This is a genomic window from Rheinheimera sp. D18 (assembly GCF_004345025.1).
Classification (GTDB): Bacteria; Pseudomonadota; Gammaproteobacteria; order Enterobacterales; family Alteromonadaceae; genus Alishewanella; species Alishewanella metallidurans.
Genome location: NZ_CP037745.1, coordinates 1,306,542 through 1,328,971, shown reverse-complemented (window position 1 = coordinate 1,328,971; position 22,430 = coordinate 1,306,542). Strand labels below are relative to the sequence as shown.

The 22,430-nt window shown below is 44.3% G+C and carries 19 protein-coding genes; 10 read left to right on the top strand and 9 right to left on the bottom strand.

What is annotated here, in order from left to right:
• The first annotated feature begins 2 nt into the window (after positions 1–2).
• The 6 genes from rsxC (at position 3) to gloA (ending at position 5,922) form a co-directional block, all read left to right on the top strand.
• On the top strand, positions 3–2,006 hold the full coding sequence (rsxC, locus tag E0Z06_RS06305) for an electron transport complex subunit RsxC (protein WP_132582943.1): 2,004 nt from the start codon (positions 3–5) through the stop codon (positions 2,004–2,006).
• The gene (gene rsxD / locus E0Z06_RS06300; RefSeq protein ID WP_132582941.1) at positions 2,003–3,070 is read left to right on the top strand and encodes an electron transport complex subunit RsxD; all 1,068 of its coding nucleotides are present in this window, start codon (positions 2,003–2,005) and stop codon (positions 3,068–3,070) included. The genes rsxC and rsxD overlap by 4 nt, the downstream gene beginning before the upstream one ends.
• A complete protein-coding gene (rsxG, locus tag E0Z06_RS06295) occupies positions 3,067–3,696 on the top strand; it encodes an electron transport complex subunit RsxG (RefSeq protein ID WP_132582939.1) in 630 nt (209 codons plus the stop codon). The genes rsxD and rsxG overlap by 4 nt, the downstream gene beginning before the upstream one ends.
• A gap of 9 nt (positions 3,697–3,705) precedes the next feature.
• On the top strand, positions 3,706–4,401 hold the full coding sequence (locus E0Z06_RS06290) for an electron transport complex subunit E (RefSeq protein ID WP_132582937.1): 696 nt from the start codon (positions 3,706–3,708) through the stop codon (positions 4,399–4,401).
• Between the two features lie 16 nt (positions 4,402–4,417).
• Positions 4,418–5,077 (top strand): endonuclease III, encoded by a 660-nt coding sequence (gene nth / locus E0Z06_RS06285; protein WP_132582935.1) that lies wholly within the window; start codon positions 4,418–4,420, stop codon positions 5,075–5,077.
• A 443-nt stretch (positions 5,078–5,520) separates the two neighbouring features.
• A complete protein-coding gene (gene gloA, locus E0Z06_RS06280) occupies positions 5,521–5,922 on the top strand; it encodes a lactoylglutathione lyase (RefSeq protein WP_132582933.1) in 402 nt (133 codons plus the stop codon).
• A gap of 31 nt (positions 5,923–5,953) precedes the next feature.
• Here the strand turns inward: gloA and E0Z06_RS06275 are convergent, their stop codons facing one another.
• The 5 genes from E0Z06_RS06275 to E0Z06_RS06255 form a co-directional block, all read right to left on the bottom strand.
• Positions 5,954–6,793 carry a transporter substrate-binding domain-containing protein gene (locus E0Z06_RS06275; RefSeq protein ID WP_132582931.1) on the bottom strand — a complete coding sequence of 280 codons (840 nt, stop codon included), beginning with the start codon at positions 6,791–6,793 and terminating at the stop codon, positions 5,954–5,956.
• A gap of 82 nt (positions 6,794–6,875) precedes the next feature.
• Positions 6,876–7,766, bottom strand: coding sequence for an aspartoacylase (locus E0Z06_RS06270; RefSeq protein ID WP_132582929.1), 891 nt, complete (start codon positions 7,764–7,766; stop codon positions 6,876–6,878).
• A gap of 129 nt (positions 7,767–7,895) precedes the next feature.
• Positions 7,896–8,102 carry a bacterioferritin-associated ferredoxin gene (locus E0Z06_RS06265; RefSeq protein ID WP_132582927.1) on the bottom strand — a complete coding sequence of 69 codons (207 nt, stop codon included), beginning with the start codon at positions 8,100–8,102 and terminating at the stop codon, positions 7,896–7,898.
• A gap of 138 nt (positions 8,103–8,240) precedes the next feature.
• Positions 8,241–9,443, bottom strand: a complete 1,203-nt coding sequence (locus tag E0Z06_RS06260; protein WP_132582925.1) for an ABC transporter permease — start codon at positions 9,441–9,443, stop codon at positions 8,241–8,243.
• A gap of 1 nt (position 9,444) precedes the next feature.
• Positions 9,445–10,260: an ATP-binding cassette domain-containing protein gene (locus E0Z06_RS06255; RefSeq protein WP_132582923.1), complete on the bottom strand. Its 816-nt coding sequence runs from the start codon at positions 10,258–10,260 to the stop codon at positions 9,445–9,447.
• A gap of 198 nt (positions 10,261–10,458) precedes the next feature.
• Here E0Z06_RS06255 and E0Z06_RS06250 point away from each other — a divergent pair, with 198 nt between their 5' ends.
• Positions 10,459–11,289, top strand: a complete 831-nt coding sequence (locus tag E0Z06_RS06250) for a DNA ligase (RefSeq protein WP_132582921.1) — start codon at positions 10,459–10,461, stop codon at positions 11,287–11,289.
• A gap of 41 nt (positions 11,290–11,330) precedes the next feature.
• Here E0Z06_RS06250 and E0Z06_RS06245 read toward each other — a convergent pair whose 3' ends face one another.
• Complete coding sequence (locus E0Z06_RS06245; RefSeq protein WP_132582919.1) at positions 11,331–12,155, bottom strand: DUF3025 domain-containing protein; 825 nt, start codon at positions 12,153–12,155, stop codon at positions 11,331–11,333.
• Positions 12,156–12,320: 165 nt separating this feature from the next.
• Here E0Z06_RS06245 and asnB point away from each other — a divergent pair, with 165 nt between their 5' ends.
• Complete coding sequence (asnB, locus tag E0Z06_RS06240; RefSeq protein ID WP_132582917.1) at positions 12,321–13,985, top strand: asparagine synthase B; 1,665 nt, start codon at positions 12,321–12,323, stop codon at positions 13,983–13,985.
• A 73-nt stretch (positions 13,986–14,058) separates the two neighbouring features.
• On the opposite strand, the gene E0Z06_RS06235 is transcribed toward asnB, so the two are convergent.
• Complete coding sequence (locus E0Z06_RS06235) at positions 14,059–15,174, bottom strand: beta-ketoacyl-ACP synthase III (protein WP_132582915.1); 1,116 nt, start codon at positions 15,172–15,174, stop codon at positions 14,059–14,061.
• A gap of 200 nt (positions 15,175–15,374) precedes the next feature.
• Between E0Z06_RS06235 and E0Z06_RS06230 the strand changes: the two genes are divergently transcribed.
• Positions 15,375–17,105, top strand: coding sequence for an autotransporter assembly complex family protein (locus E0Z06_RS06230; protein WP_207903152.1), 1,731 nt, complete (start codon positions 15,375–15,377; stop codon positions 17,103–17,105).
• Positions 17,102–20,869, top strand: coding sequence for a translocation/assembly module TamB domain-containing protein (locus tag E0Z06_RS06225; RefSeq protein WP_132582913.1), 3,768 nt, complete (start codon positions 17,102–17,104; stop codon positions 20,867–20,869). The genes E0Z06_RS06230 and E0Z06_RS06225 overlap by 4 nt, the downstream gene beginning before the upstream one ends.
• Here E0Z06_RS06225 and E0Z06_RS06220 read toward each other — a convergent pair.
• Both E0Z06_RS06220 and E0Z06_RS06215 read right to left on the bottom strand, forming a co-directional pair.
• Positions 20,866–21,633, bottom strand: a complete 768-nt coding sequence (locus tag E0Z06_RS06220; RefSeq protein ID WP_132582911.1) for a methyltransferase — start codon at positions 21,631–21,633, stop codon at positions 20,866–20,868. The two genes, E0Z06_RS06225 and E0Z06_RS06220, sit on opposite strands and share 4 nt — an antisense overlap.
• Positions 21,630–22,388 (bottom strand): Nif3-like dinuclear metal center hexameric protein, encoded by a 759-nt coding sequence (locus E0Z06_RS06215; RefSeq protein ID WP_132582909.1) that lies wholly within the window; start codon positions 22,386–22,388, stop codon positions 21,630–21,632. Before E0Z06_RS06215 ends, E0Z06_RS06220 begins: the two co-directional genes overlap by 4 nt.
• Positions 22,389–22,430 lie beyond the last annotated feature (42 nt).

Here is a 22,430-nt window from a genome sequence, read left to right as displayed (position 1 = left end):
CCATGCCCAGTTTATTTAAACAAATTCAAGCGGGTGTGCTCTGGGATTTTCACGGAGGCATTCATCCGCCCACACGCAAACAGCTAAGTAACCAAAAACCGATTGCGGTTATGCCGCTGCCTGATCGTTTGTATATTCCATTGCGTCAGCATATTGGCGTGGCCGGACAGTTACTTGTACGTGCAGGTGAACGCGTATTAAAAGGCCAGCAGCTAACCAGTGCAGACAACTCGATGGTAGTGCCAGTGCATGCACCAACGTCAGGCACAGTGGTACAGATAGCTCCGCATACCGGCGCGCATCCATCAGCACTGCCCGAGCTTACACTCATCTTAGCGCCAGATGGTTTAGACCAATGGCGTGAGCGCGAACCATTAAACTTTGCCAGTTGTGACAAAGCGCAATTATTAACACGGATCCAAAATAGCGGCATCGCTGGCATGGGTGGCGCAGGCTTTCCTACGCACTTAAAATCTGGTGCGTCACAACCGATTGATTATCTGATTATTAACGCTGTAGAGTGCGAGCCTTATATTACTGCTGATGATTTATTAATGCAGGAGGCGGCAACCACTATCGTCAAAGGTATTGATATTCTTTGCCATCTGCTTAACCCCAAAGCCGTGCTCATTGGTATTGAAGACGATAAGGCTATTGCTTGTGCTGCAATGATGGCCGCTTGCAGCCAGCGTGAAAACTACTATGTCCGGGCTGTACCAGTTAAGTATCCCTCTGGCGGTGAAAAACAACTTATTCAGCTACTTACTAATAAAGAAGTACCAAATGGCCGACGGCCGCTCGATATTGGTATCGTTATGCATAACGTAGGTACCGCCTTTGCTATTGCTAAAGCCGTACTGGACGATCACCCGCTAATATCACGCGTGGTTACCGTTACCGGCAATACACTTAACCAACCACAAAACGTGATCGCCTTATTAGGTACTCCGGTATCTAGCCTATTGCAATTATGCGGCTTTCAACCCGAACCAATGCAACGCGTAATTATGGGTGGCCCCATGATGGGCTTTACCCTGTCAGATTTAAATGTACCTGTAGTAAAAACCACGAACTGTATTCTCGCGCCAACCGCTGAAGAGCTGCCGGCGGCGACAGTTGAAATGGACTGTATACGTTGCAGCGCTTGCGCCGATGCCTGCCCTGCCAGCTTGTTACCCCAACAGTTGCTGTGGTACAGCAAAGCCAAAGATAGCGACAAGTTAAACGAATATAACCTTGCCGACTGTATTGAGTGTGGTGCTTGTGCTTATGTTTGTCCCAGCGAAATTCCGCTAGTGCAGTATTATCGCGTTGCCAAAGCCGATATTCGCGAACAACAACGCGAAGCGGTAAAAGCAGAACAAGCCAAAGCACGTTTTGAAGCTCGTAACGCAAGGCTTGAACATGAGAAACAAGAACGCTTAGCACGAAATCAGCAACTGGCGGCCACACGCCAACAGCAACAGCTGGCAAGTGGTGCCAATAATACCGTAGCCGAAGCATTAGCTCGCATTAAAGCCAAACAAGCGCAGGCAGCCGTAGCCGACAATAGCGACACTAGCTCCGCACAGCTACATGCTGAGCGGGAGCAAAAAAAGCAACAGGCGCGTGAGTATCAACAACAAAAAGCCCTAGCAGAAACAGCCGCACCCGAGGTAGAAAAAACAACGCCAGAAACCCAAGCAGAGCCTGCTGATGCGCGCAAAGCCGCTATTGCCGCTGCTATCGCCAGAGCAAAAAACAAGCAGCAACAAACCAGTGCAACCGACAACAGTACGGCTGAGCTTGACCCGCGCAAAGCTGCCATTGCCGCAGCTATTGCTCGGGCTAAAGCCAAACAACAAAATTCCGTGACAGCCGAGCGCACAGTGACACAAGAGGCTCCGGTATCACCTTCTACTGAAGTAAGTAGTCAAAATACAGAGCCAGATCCACGCAAGGCCGCTATTGCCGCGGCTATTGCTCGGGTTAAAGCGCGTAAACAAGCGGACGATGACACCTTATGAGTTTTAAAATAGCTAGTTCGCCGCACCAACATAACCAAAAAAGCACGTCGCAAATTATGCTTATGGTTATCATGGCCTGTCTACCCGGTATCGCCGTGCAAGCGGCATTATTTGGTTATGGGGTGTTAATACAATTACTGCTAGCGATTATCACGGCATGGTTTAGCGAAGCTTTTGTGTTACGGCTACGCAATAAACCTGTATTGCCTAGGCTTAAAGACAATAGCGCTATGCTGACGGCCGTTTTACTTGCTATTGCCATTCCGCCTTACGCGCCATGGTGGATTATTGTTATTGGTACAGCCTTTGCCATTATTATGGTAAAACAACTCTACGGTGGGTTGGGTAATAATTTATTTAACCCTGCGATGGCTGCCTATGTGTTGCTACTTATCTCATTTCCGGTGCAGATGACACAATGGCTACCGCCGCTTTCATTACACAGTGTTACGCTAACGCCATTAGACGCGATATGCAGTGTATTTACTCAGTTTAGTTGCAGCGGTTTTAGCCTAGCGCAACTACAAACTAGCGTAGATGGCATCACTATGGCGACGCCTCTTGATACCTTACGCACCGATTTAAGCCGAGGCCTAACGCTAGATGAAAGCTGGCAAAGCCCGGTATTTTTTGCCTTTGCTGGCAGTGGTTGGCTATGGGTTAACTTGGCTTATTTAGCCGGCGGTTTAGTGTTAATTAAACAGCAGGTTATTAGCTGGCGTATTCCCGTTGCCGTACTCGCTAGCCTGTTTGTCTTATCAGCTATTGCGGCTTTAGCCGCACCCGACACCTTAGCTGGCCCATTATTTCACCTATTTAGCGGTGGCACTATGTTGGCAGCATTTTTTATTGCTACCGACCCGGTATCTGCGGCAACCACAGCGACAGGCCGCTTAGTCTATGGCGCATTAATTGGCTTACTGGTATTTTTAATTCGTAATTTCGGTGGCTACCCCGATGCCTATGCCTTTGCTATTTTGCTCGCTAATATGGCGGTGCCGCTAATTGATCACTACACCAGACCAAGAACCTATGGCCATCGCGCTCGGAGCCAGACTAAATGATTAGAGCAATCAGCAAAAATGCACTGGCGCTTGGCGTTGTCGCGGTATTATGTGTTGCTATTCTTAGCCTAGTACATATTCAAACCGAGCCGCGGATTGAACAACAACGTCAAGCCAGTAAAATAGCCATTTTATCCGAAGTTCTGCCCAGCGTAGAAGCTAATCAAGCCTTATTGCAAGACTGCATTCAAGTAACCGATCAAGCCTTACTAGGCCGCTCGAGCCCGCAAGCGTTATATCGTTGGCGCAAAGATGGCCAGCTCGCCGCTTATCTTATTGAAACCACAGCACCTGATGGTTATAGCGGCAATATCGATCTTATCGTCGCCGTTACACCAGAGGGTACTATACTAGGCACGCGAATATTAAATCATCAAGAAACCCCCGGGCTTGGCGACAAAATAGAAGCGCGCCGCTCGCCGTGGATTTTTAGTTTTAACGATAAAACCGTAACCGATAATAACGCCAGTAAATGGGCAGTGCGTAAAGACGGTGGTGATTTTGACCAGTTCACAGGTGCCACTATTACACCACGAGCAGTAATAAATGCGGTGCGAAAAGCCACGCTATTTATTCAGCAACACCCAGAGCTGGCAACCCAACCCGCTAATTGCCCAAAGCAATAAGGTAACGCTATGAGTCAGTTTAAAGAATTAGCCATTCAAGGGCTGTGGAAAAACAACCCTGGGCTGGTGCAGCTACTGGGTTTATGCCCACTGTTAGCCGTTACTGCTACCATAACCAATGCGCTTGGCCTTGGTGCGGCAACCTTATTGGTGCTACTTGGCTCTAACGTTGCGGTATCTATGGTGCGCAACCATGTTGCCAGCGAAATTCGCATTCCGGTATTTGTGCTTATTATTGCCAGCTTAGTTACCGTAGTGCAGTTACTGATGAATGCTTACACCTTTGGCTTGTATCAATCTTTGGGTATTTTTATTCCATTAATTGTTACCAACTGCGCCATTATTGGCCGCGCTGAAGCCTTTGCGTCAAAAAATGCGGTACTCCCCTCAGCCATTGATGCCATTATGATGGGTTTAGGCTTTATGTTAGTGCTAACGGTGCTTGGTGCAGCACGTGAGATACTCGGCCAAGGCACGCTGTTTGATGGTGCCGATTTACTACTAGGCAGCTGGGCGAAAGTGCTGCGTATTGAACTATTTAGCGTCGACAGCCATTTTTTACTAGCGATGTTACCACCAGGTGCCTTCTTAGGTATGGGGCTAATTATTGCGCTTAAAAATACCATTGATAGTAAACTCAAACAAAAAGAGGCTGTTGCCAAAGGTAGCATTGCACGCGCTAGAGTCACTGGCGCAGCACAATAATGCGGTTAAAGTAAATATGAACAAACAAAAACGTATTGAAATACTAAGCCGCCTGCGCGCGGCTAATCCAAACCCGACTACCGAACTTGAATACAGCTCACCGTTTGAACTCCTTATTGCAGTGCTATTGTCAGCACAAGCCACCGATGTTGGCGTAAACAAAGCCACTAAGCATCTATTCGCTGTCGCCCGCACACCGCAAGCGATGTTAGATTTAGGTGTAGACGGCGTTAAACACTATATAAAAACCATTGGCTTATTTAATACCAAAGCTGAAAACACCATAAAAACCTGCCGCATGCTGGTTGATCTACACCAAGGCCAAGTTCCTGAAAACCGAGCAGCCCTAGAAGCGCTACCCGGTGTTGGCCGAAAAACCGCAAACGTGGTGCTTAATACTGCATTTGGTTGGCTAAAAGATAATGAAGGTAAATACTTTATCGCGGTTGATACCCACATCCAGCGCGTCGCCAACCGCACGGGCTATGCCAAAGGCAAAACAGTTGAAGAAACCGAGCAAAGCATCATTAAAAATACCCCGAACAAAACCGAGTTTATGTACAACTTGCATCATTGGTTAATTTTGCATGGCCGCTACACTTGCGTCGCCCGCAAACCGCGTTGCGGCAGTTGTATCATCGAAGATCTGTGCGAGTTTAAAGACAAAACTGACTAGATATCTTTAAATAGTTACCGTATTTTTAAGCGAAAAACTACCTTTTGCAGTTGCAGTAAAAGATAAAACTAAGGTTAGCACCAGTATTGAAAAGGTAAGTTTTTTCATAACTAAATTCCTTGTATAAGATAGGTATAAACGACACTAATGAGTATGCTTACCTAAAATCCCGTCGCGAAACGATGGCGGCTTGACTGAATTGTTAGAGTGTACATTTTAATCTGGCAAGAGCAACTGTGACACCTGAATAAAGCTGCAGTATTGTTTTTCAGTATAAAAATTAAACCCGCTATTTGCTTTTAGTACTTGCCGCCCTTTTTACATGCGATTGTGTGTTAACATAATAGGCCGCATGACGGTGGCGGTATTACAAATAGCGCAGTACATATAATGTGTAAGACAATTATTTGCTGGTTTAACGCCAAAACTGAATAGAGGTTTTTATGAGAATGTTACATACCATGCTACGTGTTGGCGATTTAGATAAGTCTATCGCGTTTTACACCGAAATATTAGGCATGAAACTGTTGCGTCAGTCTGAAAACGCTGAATACAAATACACACTGGCTTTTGTCGGTTATGGCGAAGAGCATGACACGGCAGTGTTAGAACTGACCTACAACTGGGGCGTAGATAACTACGATCTTGGTACGGCATTTGGCCATATTGCGCTTGAAGTAGACAATATATATGAAGCTTGCGATAAAATTCGCGCTAAAGGTGGCGTAATTAGCCGTGAGCCAGGCCCGGTTAAAGGGGGGGCAACCAATATTGCGTTTGTTCGTGATCCGGATAACTATGCTATTGAGTTAATTGAGAAGAAAGCCAAATACGATACGTTATAACCGCATGGGCTTTCATTGCCGACAATCTGGGTTAGTAATGCCAATTTATGCTTGGCGTAGCAGTACGTTCTATCCGATGTTTTTGTTCAGCAAATTGCTCTAATCGGCGAATAATGTCTTCGCCATATACCGGTTGATACAATTTACGCATGGTGCCGTCAAGATAGCTTTGCTCTAATGCGGCTTGCCACAGTGCTACGGTTTCATCCGGTATATCTTTTGAAAACGCTAAATAACGCCGGCGTTCCGATAAGGTGTGAACTTTAATTAAGTTTTCTGAGGTTGACGCTAACCTTGGTAAGAATTTAGAGACCGAGCCTTCGGTTATGGCAATAAGATCAACTCGCCCTAAAACTAGCATCTCTAAGCAATCGCCTGAGCGCGTAGTTAGTACTAAATTTTTCCCTTCAACAAAACCTAATTGCATAATCTCTTCTGATGTTGCTGAATCACGATAGCTACAGGCGATAAGTTTGCCCGGAAACACCAGTTGTGTAACGTCATTACCTAAGCGTGTTTCGACCCCGTACAGCGAAATACTATTAATACGCAGTGGGCCAACCCATTTAAATAATGCGGCTCGTTTTTCGGTATAAACCGTTTCAAACAAGCCAACATTTTTTGCTTCTTTAGCAATGTTTAACGCCCGACTCCAAGGCATAAGCTCAATACTTGCCGGCTGGTTTAACCGCTGTTGCAATATACGAATAAGCTTTACGGTAACGCCGTTTACGTTACCTTGCTCATCAATAATTTCCGCCGGCGGATTATACTCAGTTAGCAGGCGCAGCGGCTCGGCAGATTGCAAAGCATTGCAGCCCAATAGGTTTAAACTAATAACGAGAAAAACATTACGCAGTGTTAGTGGCACACTTTTGCCCGCCTAGGTTGTTTAGATTTAGTATTCTAGTTGCCATAAAACGTAACTGCAAAACACAAATAGTTAGAAAATGTTACTCAAGTGTAATTAATACTTTTTCGTTTAATGACATCGCTAAATTATTATCGTAGTACGCCGCTTCATTAATAAAGGTTGGGTATACCGTTACATCACCGTTGTAATAAATTTCTGTGCCATCAAACAGAGTAAAAATCGCATCGCCTGGGTTAATTGGTTGATAGTCATTGTCTTGAATATTTTTATGCACCATACCTATGCGCTCACCCTGCTCGTTCATTGGCAGCTTAATGCTGTGTAAATAGCGAAAGGCTTCAGTATGTTTAGGCAGTGCCGGTAAGTTACCGTTGTTGTACAACTCAACAAAATCAAGAATATGCTGCGTCATAGTGTGCATTAACTCTAATATGTCGTGACGCAGCACTGACTGTGACTGCGGCCCTACTTCTACCAACACACCATAACGGCCAAGCGTGCACATAAGCGCATGGTCTTGCGCGGCAATATGGTCTTCGTCACGCGATATAATTGCCTCTGGCATAACCATTTTTACATAGGCGGCTAACTGATTATAAAAAGTACCGGCTTGGGTTAAAATTAAACAGGCGCCCATATTGCTAGTGGTGTTATGTAAATCAATCAGTAAATCAGTTTTAGCCCGCCCCTTAGGGCCAAGTTGCGCGTTAAGTACTTTAGCGCGGCTTTGTTCATAATTGCTTAGCGCCGTATTGGCCAGATCAACCAGCTTAAACTGCCGGTTTAAATCGCTATGTAAATAACGTTTATTAGCACGAAAAGCCTCTGGGTTAGCCCACACCAGCTCAGTATTAAAGCTTGGCCTAGCCGCGGCTGCAGGCGCAGCCTGATATTGTTTAACTAAATAAATACCAGAGAATTCGTTACCATGCACACCGCCAACAATAGCGACCTGTTTAATTTTATCCATATCTGCGCTCATTAATGCGTTAATAAGTACCTAGGTAGGCCTAGGCTAGTGCCAACATTATGACCAGAATAGTATTAGAAGAGAATATATTGCGAATTAAAATTCTATAAATTTGAATATTAATGCAAATTAAGCAGCGGGTTTGGCCAACGCAAAATGAGTAGCAGATATTTGTGCTAATTCGCAATTTAGTATTTGCTGGGCTTGACAGGTGCATTTGCCACATTGGCTACCTAAACCGGTGCACATTTTTAGCTCACGCATGGTCGATACACCTTCAGCCACCTTTTGTTTAATGGCTTTATCAGTAACAGCTTTACATAGGCAGACGTACATAACAGCGCTCCAATAACAATACGCCGGCATTTTAATACTATTAAGAACTATTATCAATAGTGTTTGCAAACTGAAATGCGTCGTAAACAACAACGCCAGCAAAAGCCTGCGTTGTTGTTTATTGCTAACGTGTCGTACTTAGCGAAATAACACTTTTTCTTGCTGAAACCAATGCACACAAAAACCAATAGCGATACCGGCCAGCGCAATGGTTGAGCCAAATATAAGCGCTAGCATCCAGTAATCTGCAGTGCCTTTAATCAGCTCTTTAATGGCTAGCGCTACGTTCATAATGGGTATTAGTGCCGTTTTTGCATTGAGCTCAATTCCTGGCATCATCGCGGCAACAAGCGGCACAAACATAATAATGGTGAGTGGGCTAATATAATTTTGTGCTTCTTTAAACGTGCGCGCATATATTGAAATGGCTAATAAAATTGCCGCAAACACCGCAGAAATAGGCAGTAACAACGAGAAAATAAGCACAAGCTCGGTAATTGAAATTGCTGACATTGCCTCTTCTACTACTGACATGCCGGCTAAAGAGCCAATAATCGCGCCCCAAATACCAAAGCTGGCAACGGTAATCAGCGCACCGGCTAAGCCAGTGGTTAATACGGTAAAAAACTTACCTAACACAATACTAACGCGGCTAATAGGACAAATAAGCAAGGTTTCTAAGGTGCCACGCTCTTTTTCACCAGCGCCCATATCAATGGCAGGATACGAGGCTCCTAATAAACATAAAGGGATAAGAATGTAAGCGATTAGCGCGCCAAACTTTTCACCAATGTTTTCTCGCTTGGCCGCAGTATCTTGTTTTTCAATGGCTACCGGTTTAATAATAGCGGCTAACTTAACGGGATCGACGTTTAGTTTGGTTAAGCTTTCCCGTTGTAGTTTTTCGTTGTAGTCAGTTAATAACTCGTTGAAATAGCGATACATAAAGTCAAACTGTGATGACTGGTTATAAATTATTTGCCAGGTTGCTTGCTCGACATGCTGGCGTTTACTGGCAAAATCGGCAGGGATAACGATAGCGACATCGAACTTATCGTCACGAATTGCTTGCGCTAGGGCGTCTTGCTCAACCAGATCACTGTCTACTTTCTTGAAGTTTTTATGATAAAACAATGCCTCAGTAAATTCTGGCGCTTGTTCTGCATTAACTATCACATAACGATGCTCTGCGTTCATCGCTTTATTAGTAGTGCTAGAAAGCACTAAGCCCATCACACCGAAAATAACCGGAAAGATAAATATGGGTAATAAAATAACAAAGATCAGCGTTTTTTTATCGCGCATAAGCTCTGTCAGCTCTTTAAAATAAACTTGCCACATATTAAGCGACTCCCTGCTCTGTTTTTATTGTCGTTTGCGCTACCGGCTGTAACACCGATAAAAAGGCTTCGCGTAAATCTCTATTTGGCGATAACGCGGTAAACTCAGCAATATCACCATTAAAAGCACTGATGCCTTTATCAATCACTACTACCCGATCACATAATGACGCCACTTCATCTAGGTGGTGCGTTGAAAAAATAACCGGCGTACCCACCTGCTTTAGGCCCTTGATAAAATCGAGCACGGTTTGCACTGTCATAATATCCAAACCGGTTGTAGGCTCATCTAAAATAACCACTCTTGGCTTATGCACAACTGCACGGGCAATCGCGGTTTTTTGCTTCATACCGGTCGACATATTGTCCGCGCGGCGATTGGCAAAATCATGCATATTAAGTAGGGTAAATAGCTCATCGATACGTTGTTTTAATGCTTGCTCTTTCATGCCATGTAAACGACCAAAATAGGCGATATTTTCAAGCGCGGTTAACTTGCCGTATAAGCCGGTATCAGCCGATAAAAAGCCAATTTGTTGCCGCGCCTTTACCGGGTGTTTTAATACGTCAACGCCATTTAACAACACCGAGCCGGCATCAGGTTTTAACGCGGTAGATAACATACGTAAGGTTGTGGTTTTACCGGCACCATTGGGGCCTAACAAGCCTAGAACTTCACCATCGCCACAGTTAAAGCTGACTTCACGTACCGAATGAAACGCCTCTTTACTGTAACGAATATCTTGTTTTTCAGTATCTGATAATTTGTTATTTTTACTAAGCGCAAACGCTTTAGCCAATTGTTTTACTTCAATCATTAGATAATCCTTTACATTAACTAGGCTCGATTATCAGCCAGCCTATAAACACAAACAATAGCTAAACAAAAGAAAGCTGTAACAAAATATAAACAGTCTGGCGCATCATGACTTAGCGTATTTTGGCTTTTATTGCACTAGGTTGTATTAAAAGCCGTGGTTACTATACTTTTTATTTTTAGCAACAGGGCAAAGGTAATGAACAAATTGTTACTTTTAGTTTTATTACTAGGTAGCTTTAGTTTAGCTGCCGCCACTAAACCCGATTTAATACTAGCCGAGGTATATAACGACACCTTTGATGTGCGCCAATATTGGGTAAGTGAAAAGCTGGATGGTGTTCGGGCTTATTGGGATGGCAAACAGTTAATTTCACGCGGCGGCCATATTATTGCCGCACCAACGTGGTTTACTGCCCACTTCCCAAACACGGCACTAGACGGTGAACTATGGCTTGGTCAGCAACGCTTTGCTGATACCTTAAGTAGCATAAGTAAAAACAGTCCAGTTGATAGTGAATGGCAAAAACTGGGTTATTACGTCTTTGAGTTACCCAACGGTGCAGGCAGCTTTACCGAGCGCTTAAGTCAACTTCAGGCTATTGTCGCCGAGCAAAATAGCGCTTACTTGCACGTTATCCCGCAATTTCGTGTCGCCGATAAAGAACAACTGATTAAAAAGCTAGCAGAACTGGAAAACATAGGCGCAGAAGGCTTAATGCTGCATCATCAAGATGCATTATATAAAACCGGTAGAACAACCGATTTACTAAAATTAAAAAGCTATCTTGATACCGAAGCGACGGTAATTGGCTATCGGCCCGGCAAGGGCAAATATCAAGGTATGGTTGGTGCATTGCTGGTTAAAAACGCCGCAGGTCAAGAATTTGCTATCGGTAGCGGCCTAACCGATGCCTTACGCAAAAACCCACCCGCTATTGGCAGCACCATTACTTACCGTTATAACGGGCTAACTAAACATGGCTTACCACGCTTTGCGCGGTTTTTACGGATATACACGGCTTTTTAATCAGGCTAACAACTACGCCAAACTACATTAACCGGCTTGGTTTAAGGCATCACGGCCTTGGTTTTGGGCCGAAAATAGTTGGTATTAGTATAAAATTCAGCAACCTCATTTGGCGGATACCACGTCGGCACGCCCAATAACGGTAAAGGTGTTAATTGCTGACTATCAAGCAGTAGTCCTTGTGTTGCGATGCTATTACACAGCGCTGAGTCTAAAAACAAAAATTTATTGGCTAATGGCCATTGGCTAAAACCCTCAGGCACATCTATAAATAATGCTTTGGCGGTTAAACCAATAAAAGGCTTAGTGGCCATTTCATATAAGGCATGGCCAAAAATTACCGGCGTAATGCCCCGCCACCAATCTTGGCGCTGTTGCACAAAACTCTGTTGCCATTGATGGCTGCGTAATAATGCGCCATGGTGCTGCGCACTGGGTTCTAAACAAAGAATCAACCCACACTCATCAAATAGCGTAAGTTTATTGCGTAACTTACTGCGCTGTTTTAAGCCGTGCTGTTTAATTTCGGCAATATGTAACTGGTTAAGTAGTGCTTTAGTCTGCGGAAATAAACACCAAATGAGTGCGCCAAAGAAGTCGTGCCAGCTTTGCTCACGGCAAGGTATCATTTTGGTAGCGTAAATAAACGCCTCATAGTAACGTCCGTCCTCTTCGAGTTTATCGTTGGTAACGAAGCGATAGTCGTTAGTTAACCATTGGTTTAACGTCGCTAAACTTGGCCAGCTTTCTGCGCTTAGTTCAGCAAACGCTTGCGTTATAACAGCAAAAATCGGATTAGTATTTATAATGTCAACCTGCCAATGCGGCGGTGGGCTAAACCGATTTTTATCACATTGTTGCTTCATTTCTCTTATTCATCTCTGGCCATAACCGCGGCATTTTATCACGCTACAATATACGAGTAAAAATCACTTGCTTTTTCGCGCCAGCATGGCACATTCAAATGACACGTTTAGACGTGCACACTGCCAAATAATGTATTTATTCGAAATTAATTAATAGAGGTTACCATGTGTTCGATTTTTGGGGTGCTTGACATCAGAACTGATGTTAAAGCGTTGCGCCAGCAGGCGCTACAGTTATCCAAGTTATTACGTCATCGCGGTCCAGATTGGTCTGGTGTGTGGAATAACGACAATGCCATTTTAGTACACGAGCGTCTGGCGATTGTAGATACTGAAAATGGCGCCCAGCCCCTCATTAATAATAATCGAAATCACATTCTGGCAGTGAATGGCGAGATCTATAATCATAAGCAACTCGAGCATGAGCTCGCGAGCGCTTATGCCTTTAAAACCAAATCTGACTGTGAAGTTATTCTGCCACTTTATTTAGAACATGGTGCTGAATTTATTGACCAACTTCAGGGTATGTTTGCGTTTATTTTGTATGATGCTGAGCAAAATCGCTATCTAATAGCCCGTGATCATATTGGTATTATCCCGTTGTATTATGGTTATGACGAACACGGCCAACTATTTGTCGCATCAGAATTAAAAGCGCTAGTGCCGGTTTGTAAGCAAATTAAAGAATTCCCTCCGGGGCACTACTTTGATAGCAAAGTGGGTGAATTGCAGTGTTATTATAAACGCGATTGGCAAAGTTTTGACGCGGTTAAAGATAACTCAGCCAGCTTAACCGAGCTAAACGCGGCCTTAGTACGCAGTGTTAAAAGCCACTTAATGTCTGATGTACCCTACGGTGTATTATTGTCTGGTGGCTTAGATTCATCACTTATTTCTGCCATTGCGCAGCAGTTTGCTAAACGTCGAATCGAAGACAACGATCAATCCGAAGCGTGGTGGCCGCGCTTACACTCGTTTGCAGTTGGTTTAGCTGGCTCGCCAGATTTAGTGGCAGCGAAAAAGGTCGCCGATGCCATTGGCACTGTGCATCATACCGTTGAATTTACGGTACAAGAAGGCCTAGATGCGCTGCGCGATGTGATCTACTTCTTAGAAACCTATGATGTTACAACCATTCGTGCCTCTACGCCAATGTACCTAATGGCTCGAAAGATTAAAGCCATGGGTATAAAAATGGTGTTATCGGGTGAAGGCTCTGATGAACTATTTGGCGGTTATTTGTATTTTCATAAAGCGCCGAATGCGCAAGAATTTCATCAAGAAACGCTACGTAAACTTGACCGCTTGCATATGTTCGACTGCAACCGCGCGAATAAGGCGATGTCGGCTTGGGGTATTGAAGCCCGAGTGCCATTTTTAGATAAAACCTTTATGGACGTTGCCATGCGCTTAAACCCACAAGCTAAAATGTGTGGCGGCGGTAAAATGGAGAAACACATTTTACGCCAAGCGTTTGAAGGCTTACTGCCAAACGATATTTTATGGCGGCAAAAAGAGCAATTTTCTGATGGCGTAGGCTATAGCTGGATTGATAGCTTAAAAGCCCATGCCGAAAAGGAAGTGTCAGATCAACAAATGGCTACCGCGAGCTTTCGCTTTCCAGTGAACACGCCAGATAGTAAAGAAGCCTATTATTATCGGGTTATTTTTGAGGAGCACTTTCCACACGCCGGTGCTATTGCCTGTGTACCGGGCGGTAAATCGGTTGCTTGCTCAACACCAGAAGCGTTAGCTTGGGATGCGAAAATGGCGCAAATGACCGACCCTTCTGGTCGTGCCGTTCGCGATGTACACAGTCAAGCTTACTAAATACTCAGTCTTGTTTAGTCAATTAAAAGGCCACTCAAATGCGTGGCCTTTATTAGTCTGCCATTGGCGAATATCAACATTTTTGTAGCATTAAGCAGCCTACCGAATAACCAGCACCAAATGAGCACAAAATAGCGTGATCGCCGGCAACTAAACCGGTTTTATATTTGTGAAATGCAATAATTGAACCTGCAGAAGCGGTATTCGCATAAGTATCTAAAACTAACGGAGCTTCTTCTGGTAAAGGATCACGGCCGAGAATTTTTTTCACGGCAAAAATGTTCATATTGATATTAGCTTGGTGTAACCATAAGCGTTTTAACTGTTCAGGCGCAACCTGCGCACTGGCCATTTCGCTTAAAATAACATCGGCAACAATAGGCAAGAGTTCTTTAAATACTTTGCGGCCTTCTTGCTTAAAAAACGGCACTAGCGGATCAGCAGGAAGACAATGTTCGGTATAACCGACATCACAACGTATATTATTAGAAAACTCCGTTTTTAAACGCATACTATTAATACGCCAGGCGTTATCGCTAGTGCAACTGTCCTCAGCCTCAATAATAGTGGCGGCACATACATCACCGAAAATAAAGTGGCTGTCGCGGCTACGATAATTTACCTGCGGCGAGGCAAACTCAGGGTTAACCACTAATACCACCTTGGCGGTTTCACCACGGATGGCATTTACCGCGTTACTGATAGCAAAAGTTGCTGAAGAACAGGCCACATTCATATCAAAAGCATAACCACTCGCACCCAGTAACTGCTGTAATTCAATAGCGAGTGCCGGATAAGGTCGCTGCATATTTGATGCTGCGCAAATAATAAGATCAATATCGGACGCGGTTTTATTAGCCTGTGCCATGGCTTCACGAGCGGCATCAAGTGCCATTTCAACCATCTCTGGCATTTGCTCTGCACTGCGACGCGCAAAGATCGGGCGCATAATCGCAGTATCCAAAATACCCTCTTTGTGTAATACGTGCCGCGCTTTTATACCAGAGGCTTTTTCAATAAATTCACTACTAGAATGGGCTAACGCCGTAACATCGCCGCAGGCTATTGCCTCAACGTGCACGGCATTAAATTGATCAACATAATGATTAAAACTATTAACCAACTCGTCATTTGTAATAATTTCTGTTGGCGTATATAAGCCTGAGCCACTAATAACAACGTTTTTCATAATAATAACCCTGTGCGAAAGTGGTAGAACCACCTGACTGTGCGCTCAGTATAACTGAATTTATGCGCCAATATAAATTGCTGTTACAATTAGGGCATCGTTCAGGGCATATTTATATGTAGCGGTATACAGTAACACTGCCTTTGGGCCATAATAGCGTTGTTTTTCTTATCACGTTTTGTCAGGACAATACATTACTAATGCCGATATTCAGGTTACTGAACAGCACCGTGCTGCTATTCCTGTTACTTGCACCTTTTACGCTAAGCGCTCAATCTCAGATAAAATTGCAGGTTAAGGGCATCTCGGGTGCTCTAAAAGACAACGTTGATATTTATCTGAAAAAATTTCATGAAGATGATGTTCGCCCCGGTTTTCGTTTTCATAAAGAGCTAGAACAAGATACGCGCATTGCGTTAGAGGCCTTAGGTTATTATCAGGCTCAGATCAGTATCGACCCATCCCCAGACGACCCTTATGCCATTACTATTAACGTGCAAGCTGGTGCGCCAGTACTGATTGCACAAGCCGATATTAAGCTGTTTGGCGATGCTGTAACCGACCCCGAATTTCAATTGTTGTTGCAAGAGCAAGCACCGGTTGTCGGCAAGGTGCTACACCACGGACAATATGAAGGCTTTAAAAGTGCGCTACGTAACCTTGCTCTGCGCCATGGTTATTTTAATGCTAACTTTAGCCTAGCCAAGCTTGAGGTGGCACCGGAATTAAATCAGGCGTTTGTACATTTACACTTTGACGCTGGCCCACGCTATAAGTTTGGCGCTATCAGTTTTAATGGCAGCCAAATAGATTCTTCGCGGCTAAATTCAATGCTTCCATTTGCAGAAAATGACGATTACTTAGCCAGTAAGCTTGGTACATTAAATCAATCGCTGGCAGCTAGCGGCTGGTTTAGTTCTATTTTAGTTGAAGGTGATGCAGATAACGTACAGCAATACCATCTGCCGATTTCGATTAGTTTAGAGCCTGAAAAACGCAATATCATCGAAACTGGTATTGGCTATTCAACCGATATCGGCCCTAGATTAAAGCTTAACTGGCTAAAGCCTTGGCTAAATAGCTCGGGTCATAGTCTGCGTTCTGATATTTCCATATCAGAAACTGAACAAAGTATAGAAGGCGCCTACAAGTTACCGTTACAAACTGCCGCCACCGATTTTTATCAAGTACAACTGGGGTTTCGCCACCGCAGTGAAACCGGTATTTCACGTAAAGAATCTAATTTAGCGCTAGAAAGGCATTGGTTGTTAAGCAGTGATTGGTATCGTACGGCATCGGTGCGTTGGCTATATGAAGATTTCGTCCAAGCCGACCAAAGCGACAACATTAGCCTTATTATGCCAGGGATCAGCTATAACCGAACGCGACAAAAAGGCGGTGCTATGCCCTATTCTGCTGACAGACTATCGCTAAAAGTTGAGATATCCGATCAAGCATGGGGCTCTGACGCTAGCTTTATTCGTTTGCGCGGTCGTGCCGGCTGGATTGGTAGCCTTAGTGATAATCATCGTTTTGTTACCCGCGTAGATGGTGGTGCTATTTTAATGGAAACCTTACTTAACTTACCACCCTCTCTACGTTTTTATGCCGGTGGTGATAATAGTATTCGCGGCTATGGTTATGAGTCGGTAGGCCCACGCAATAGTGACAACGAAACCACCGGTGGCCGTTATATGCTAACAGGCACCGCCGAGTATCAATACAGAATTACTGGCGATTGGTGGCTAGCGGCCTTTACCGATTATGGCAGCGCCTGGGATGACAAGCCAGATTGGGTACAAGGCGTCGGCGCCGGGATCCGCTGGGCTTCACCTGTTGGGCCAATACGCTTAGATTTTGCCTGGGGTATTGATGAACCTGTTGACAAGCAAAAATTTCAGCTACATTTTTCTTTGGGTCCAGAACTATGACGTTACAGCGCGCCAAGTACATTGCTAAGCAGTGCCTAAAATGGCTGAACTGGACGCTAGTACTGCCATTACTGGTTTTACTAGGCTTAACTGGCGTTATGTTATATACGCCACCCGGCTTGCACCTAAGCCTATGGCTAGCCGAAGCCGCTGTCGACGGCCTAAATATAGAGCGTAGTCAAGGTAGCGTACTAGGCGGAAACACCCTGTATAACGTGCGCTACCAGCAACAGGGTATGGAGCTAGTTTTACAACAAGCTGAACTAACGTTTAATAACGGCTGTTTTTTTAAATTGGCTATTTGTGTCGATAAGCTTGGGCTAAACGGCATACAACTTACTATGCCTGCAACAGAGCCTGAACCGGAAACAGCCGTTACCGCTGTGCCCATGTCACCCCTGTGGTTACCAGTGCCGATAACCATAACCCAGTTGCAACTTAACGATGCCCAATTAGATATTATGGGTAACCAACTAAACTGGCATAGCTTTAATACCGCGATTTACGTCTGGGGCAACAAGCTGCAGCTTACCCAGCCACAATGGCAACAGGTGATATTACATTTGGCTGATAACAGCAATACAGATACTGGTAATACGTCTTTTGCATATCAGCCGCCTACTTTACCCGACTTTAGTTTACCACTGAGTTTATTTATTGATGGTTTCGAGTTAACCGACTTTACGATACAGCAGCAAACCGAGCAGCAACATATCAGTAAACTAGCACTGTCACTACAATGGCAAAAGCAGCAACTGGATATACTGCAGCTGGATATACATCACAGCCAAGCAAATTTGCATGCAAGTGCAAAAGTTACGACAGCACAAGACTACCCACTGCAAACACAACTTGAGTTAACTGTTATTAATGGCGACTTTAACCAGCAACAATTGCGGCTTAACGCCAGCGGTAATTTAGCCGCACTGCAACTTGATATCACTGCATTGGGGCCCGTCAGTGCAACGTTAAATGCAAGCCTTAACCTACTCGATGCAAAGCTTCCGCATCAGTTAGATATTAGTAGTGACAACCTGCAATGGCCACTATCAGCCACAGAGCCAGACATTAGCTTGTCACGCACTCAGTTATCATTTGCCGGTGATTTACAACGCAGCGACTTTAGCGGCCGTGCCAGTATTAATGCCGTCCAAATACCGAGCGCGGCTACCGAGTTTACCGGTTTTGTTGGTTTAAACGGCATAACACTTGATAAACTACTAATTGATACGCTAAGTGGCCAAATTCAAACGACCGCTAGTGCAAATTGGCAACATAACCTGCAATGGCAAGGTGTAACCAAGCTAAATAATATTCAACCCGGTACCTTTTGGCCCGACTATGCTGGGCAACTACAAGGCGAGCTAAGCTATAAAGGTACTCTTAATGACAACAACAGCTGGCAACTCAACTTAGAACGTATTAACTTAAATGGCCGTTTACGTGATTATGCTCTGGCGCTTGATGGAAAATTGACCGTTGCCGACACTAGCGGTAATGGAGACATTGAATTAAATACCCCAGAGCTGAAGCTAAATCACGCCGATAACTCAGTGGCTATAGCCGGTAAATTGCAACAAGACTGGCAGCTATCGGTACTGATCGATATTCCTAAATTAGAGCAATCAATAAATGACGCTAAAGGTAGCCTAGATGGCCGATTTACTGTTACCGGCGCCAGGGCATTACCTAGACTTAATGGCGAAATTATTGCTAAACAAATGCACTGGCAACAATTTGATTTGGAACAGTTAACGCTAAACTCAGTGCTGTGGTTAGACGATGCAAAAAAACTTAATACCAAACTGAGTCTCAGTGCCAATAACGCCTCTTTTGCAGAGCAAAAAATTGCCAAAATTAGCCTAAGTCTCGACGGCAGTGAGCGAAAACATCAATTGAACTTTGCGTTAAATAGTAATGACTATAACGCCCAACTCACACTGAATGGCGGGTTGTCCGATGATCAACAACAATGGCAAGGACAGCTAACGCAAGCAGAATTAAGTAGCATGCTAGGTACTTGGCAGTTAGCGCAAGCTACAACGATGCAGGTTTCTATTCCTAAACAACAATTTGTAATGGCGCCGCATTGCTGGCAACAACAAGATAGTAGTGTTTGTCTAAGTAAAAACTTAACCGCCAATAGTAAAAACATTCAGCTTAATCTGGATGTTAATCAGTTTAATTTAGCAACATTAACCGCTTTTATGCCTAGCCAGTTTTCTATTGAGGGTGCCTTAGATGCAACACTGGCAGCTAACTGGCAGCTAGGTAATTTACCCGAGGCAACGCTTAATATTAGTAGCAACAGCGGTAAGCTAACCCAACAACTCAATAGCCCAATGGCAATTTCGTGGCATCAGCTAACACTGCAGAGCACGCTAAGTGGAGACGTGCTAAAGAATACATTAGCTATTAATTTTACTGATGACACTAGCTTAAATGCTGAGCTTCAAGTTAGTGAGCTACAAAGTGCAGGCAATAAGTTACAAGGGCATGTGAAATTGCAGCAATTCGCTTTAGATATATTGCAACCGCTATTAGGTGAACTAAACGAGTTTAACGGCCAGCTTTCTAGCAACTTAGCCATTGCCGGCAGTTTGCAACAACCATTATTAAACGGTGAAATAGCCTTAAGTAAAATCAGAGTAAAAGGTAAAAAAGCCCCTATTGATGTTGATGACGCCGAAATCAGCCTAAATTTTGCCGATCAACAAGCACAGTTATTGGGTTTGGTAAAAACACCCAATGGTGAAATTAATATTAGCGGCGACGCAAGCTGGCAGCAGTTAATTGACTGGCAGGCGGTAATTAGAATAAAAGGCGACGAGCTGCAATTACAGGTGCCACAGGCGCGGCTAAAAGTAGCACCCGATCTTACGCTACATGCCAGCCCAGAACTAACACGTTTAACCGGCAGCGTTACTATTCCGTCAGCCAATATTAGTATTGATAGCCTACCGCAAAATGCGGTAGAGATATCAGATGATTTAGTACTGCTTGATAAACAGTTAAAACCCTTACCATTTGAAGAAAAGTCTACTTTTCTGTTTCAAACGGATATCAATGTAGTACTGGGTAATAAGGTTAAATTATCGGCTTTTGGTTTAAAAACCTTATTAAAAGGTAACTTACGGGTACGACAACAGCCGCAACAAGCCTTAGAGTTAAATGGTGAAGTGGTTCTACAAGACGGAACCTTTCGCGCTTATGGCCAAGATTTATTGATCCGTAAAGGTAAAATGAGCTTTAACGGCCCTGCTGATCAACCATTTTTAAATATCGAAGCTATTCGTAATCCTGCCAACATGGAGGATGATGTTATTGCAGGGATCCGGGTGAATGGCCCGGCCGATGAACCCAGCGTAGTTATTTTTTCCGAGCCGGCAAAAGCCCAAGCTAATGCTTTAGCTTATTTATTAATGGGTCGTGATCTTGATAGTACCTCTGGTGATACCGGTAACGCAGTTACTACTAGCCTAATTGGCATGACATTGTCATCTAGCAGCAAGGTGGTTGGCGAGCTGGGCGAAGCCTTCGGTTTAAGAGACTTAACCTTAGACACCGCAGGCGCCGGTGATAACTCGCAAGTTACAGTGAGCGGCTACCTCTCCCGAGATTTACAATTAAAATATGGTTACGGTATTTTTAATGCCTTGGGTGAATTTACTTTGCGTTACCGCCTAATGCGCAGCTTATACCTAGAAGCGGTAACCGGCGTAAATGATACGGTCGACTTATTGTATAAATTTGAATTTAACTAGTCTGCTTTTAGCACTAGATGCTGATATCGACCAAGGGAAGCGTAAGGTTCTATTTGGTTGTATTGCAGCTCTAGGGCCAGTAGCTGGTCAAAATGACTGTGCTGCAAGCCACGGTCGCGCAAATAGTCATGAAAACAGCGCACACCCGTTTTTTGTATTACCTTAAACCCCGCAGCTTGGCACCAGCGCAATACATCATCCGGGGTTAATGGATGCTGTGGGTTTAAACTCACCTTTTTCTTCACCTGAAAATCTGCTGCCACATAGTCAAAGTTACCAAACAAAATATTAGCAAAACGTTTTGCATCTTTGTTATAGAACATTAAGGATAACATCCCACCTGGTTCAAGTAGTTGCCTCAACTGGGCAATAGCAAGTTCAGGCTCGGCAAGCCATTCGAGCATGGCATGGCACAAAATAAGCGGATAGCGCTGTGAATGCGTGCGAACCAGATCAGCCAGCCCTATTTGCTCAACACTCACTTGGGTTAAAGATAACGCAGCAGCTTGTTGCTGAGCGAGTGCTAACATATCAGCCGAAATATCGGTTAAATGCACACTGTGTCCTTGCCCAGCTAAGGCTAACGCTAATTGCCCCTGCCCTGCGCCAACATCTAAAATTTTGCTTGGCTGTTGCAGTACATCTAACCTAGCTAAGTCGCGCAATAAAACCAATTGGCGAAGCTTGCCTTTGGTGCTGCTATAGATATTTTTTTGAAATTTAGCAGCGATACCATCGAAGCTACGATCGGTTTTGTGTTTCATGCTGGATTATCAATATCAATAAATTCAACGTCGACATCAAACTGCTGAGCAATATATTCACCTAGCGCTTTTACACCATAGCGTTCAGTAGCATGGTGCCCTGCTGCAATAAAATGAATGCCCAGCTCACGCGATAAGTGAATGGTTTTTTCAGATACTTCGCCACTAATAAATAGCTGCGCACCAGCACTTGCGGCCTGTTCAATATAACCTTGGCCACCGCCAGTACACCAAGCTAGTGTTGTTACGGCGCCAATACCTGCGTCACTTACCAACACGTCACGGCCTAGCAGCTGTTGTAACTGCTGTTTAAGCGCTAATAACGGTGTGCTTTGTTTAAACTGGCCTTGCATCAACACGCCGGCTGGTTCAACACCGGCAACGGCAGTAATACCCTCGACGCCTAGTAATGCGCCTAATTGCGCATTATTACCTAGGGTTTTGTGTGCATCTAACGGTAAATGATAAGCCAATAAATTAATATCATTTGCTAGTAATGCCTGCAGTCGCTTTTTTTTAATACCGGTAATTTGTGCCGCTTCATCTTTCCAAAAATAACCATGGTGCACCAAAATTGCATCCGCGTTGGCGCTAATTGCAGCCTCAAGTAAAGCTTGGCTAGCCGTTACACCCGTAATAATCCGCCGTATTTCAACTTTACCTTCAACCTGCAAACCGTTGGGGCAGTAGTCGCGAATTTTATCAACTTGTAATTCATCATTGAGAAATTTAACTAACTGGTCACGTACTATCATTTAACGAGTATTCCATGGTGGATAATACTGACTATTGTACTG

Bases quoted from the DNA above. Each gene is read 5' to 3' on its own strand.
- nth (WP_132582935.1), top strand. From the start codon at position 4,418: ATGAACAAACAAAAACGTATTGAAATACTAAGCCGCCTGCGCGCGGCT.
- E0Z06_RS06260 (WP_132582925.1), bottom strand. From the start codon at position 9,443: ATGTGGCAAGTTTATTTTAAAGAGCTGACAGAGCTTATGCGCGATAAA.
- rsxG (WP_132582939.1), top strand. From the start codon at position 3,067: ATGATTAGAGCAATCAGCAAAAATGCACTGGCGCTTGGCGTTGTCGCG.
- E0Z06_RS06245 (WP_132582919.1), bottom strand. From the start codon at position 12,155: ATGAAGCAACAATGTGATAAAAATCGGTTTAGCCCACCGCCGCATTGG.
- E0Z06_RS06225 (WP_132582913.1), top strand. From the start codon at position 17,102: ATGACGTTACAGCGCGCCAAGTACATTGCTAAGCAGTGCCTAAAATGG.
- E0Z06_RS06230 (WP_207903152.1), top strand. From the start codon at position 15,375: ATGCCGATATTCAGGTTACTGAACAGCACCGTGCTGCTATTCCTGTTA.
- E0Z06_RS06235 (WP_132582915.1), bottom strand. From the start codon at position 15,174: ATGAAAAACGTTGTTATTAGTGGCTCAGGCTTATATACGCCAACAGAA.
- gloA (WP_132582933.1), top strand. From the start codon at position 5,521: ATGAGAATGTTACATACCATGCTACGTGTTGGCGATTTAGATAAGTCT.
- E0Z06_RS06265 (WP_132582927.1), bottom strand. From the start codon at position 8,102: ATGTACGTCTGCCTATGTAAAGCTGTTACTGATAAAGCCATTAAACAA.
- E0Z06_RS06290 (WP_132582937.1), top strand. From the start codon at position 3,706: ATGAGTCAGTTTAAAGAATTAGCCATTCAAGGGCTGTGGAAAAACAAC.
- asnB (WP_132582917.1), top strand. From the start codon at position 12,321: ATGTGTTCGATTTTTGGGGTGCTTGACATCAGAACTGATGTTAAAGCG.
- rsxD (WP_132582941.1), top strand. From the start codon at position 2,003: ATGAGTTTTAAAATAGCTAGTTCGCCGCACCAACATAACCAAAAAAGC.
- E0Z06_RS06270 (WP_132582929.1), bottom strand. From the start codon at position 7,766: ATGGATAAAATTAAACAGGTCGCTATTGTTGGCGGTGTGCATGGTAAC.
- rsxC (WP_132582943.1), top strand. From the start codon at position 3: ATGCCCAGTTTATTTAAACAAATTCAAGCGGGTGTGCTCTGGGATTTT.
- E0Z06_RS06220 (WP_132582911.1), bottom strand. From the start codon at position 21,633: ATGAAACACAAAACCGATCGTAGCTTCGATGGTATCGCTGCTAAATTT.
- E0Z06_RS06215 (WP_132582909.1), bottom strand. From the start codon at position 22,388: ATGATAGTACGTGACCAGTTAGTTAAATTTCTCAATGATGAATTACAA.
- E0Z06_RS06250 (WP_132582921.1), top strand. From the start codon at position 10,459: ATGAACAAATTGTTACTTTTAGTTTTATTACTAGGTAGCTTTAGTTTA.
- E0Z06_RS06255 (WP_132582923.1), bottom strand. From the start codon at position 10,260: ATGATTGAAGTAAAACAATTGGCTAAAGCGTTTGCGCTTAGTAAAAAT.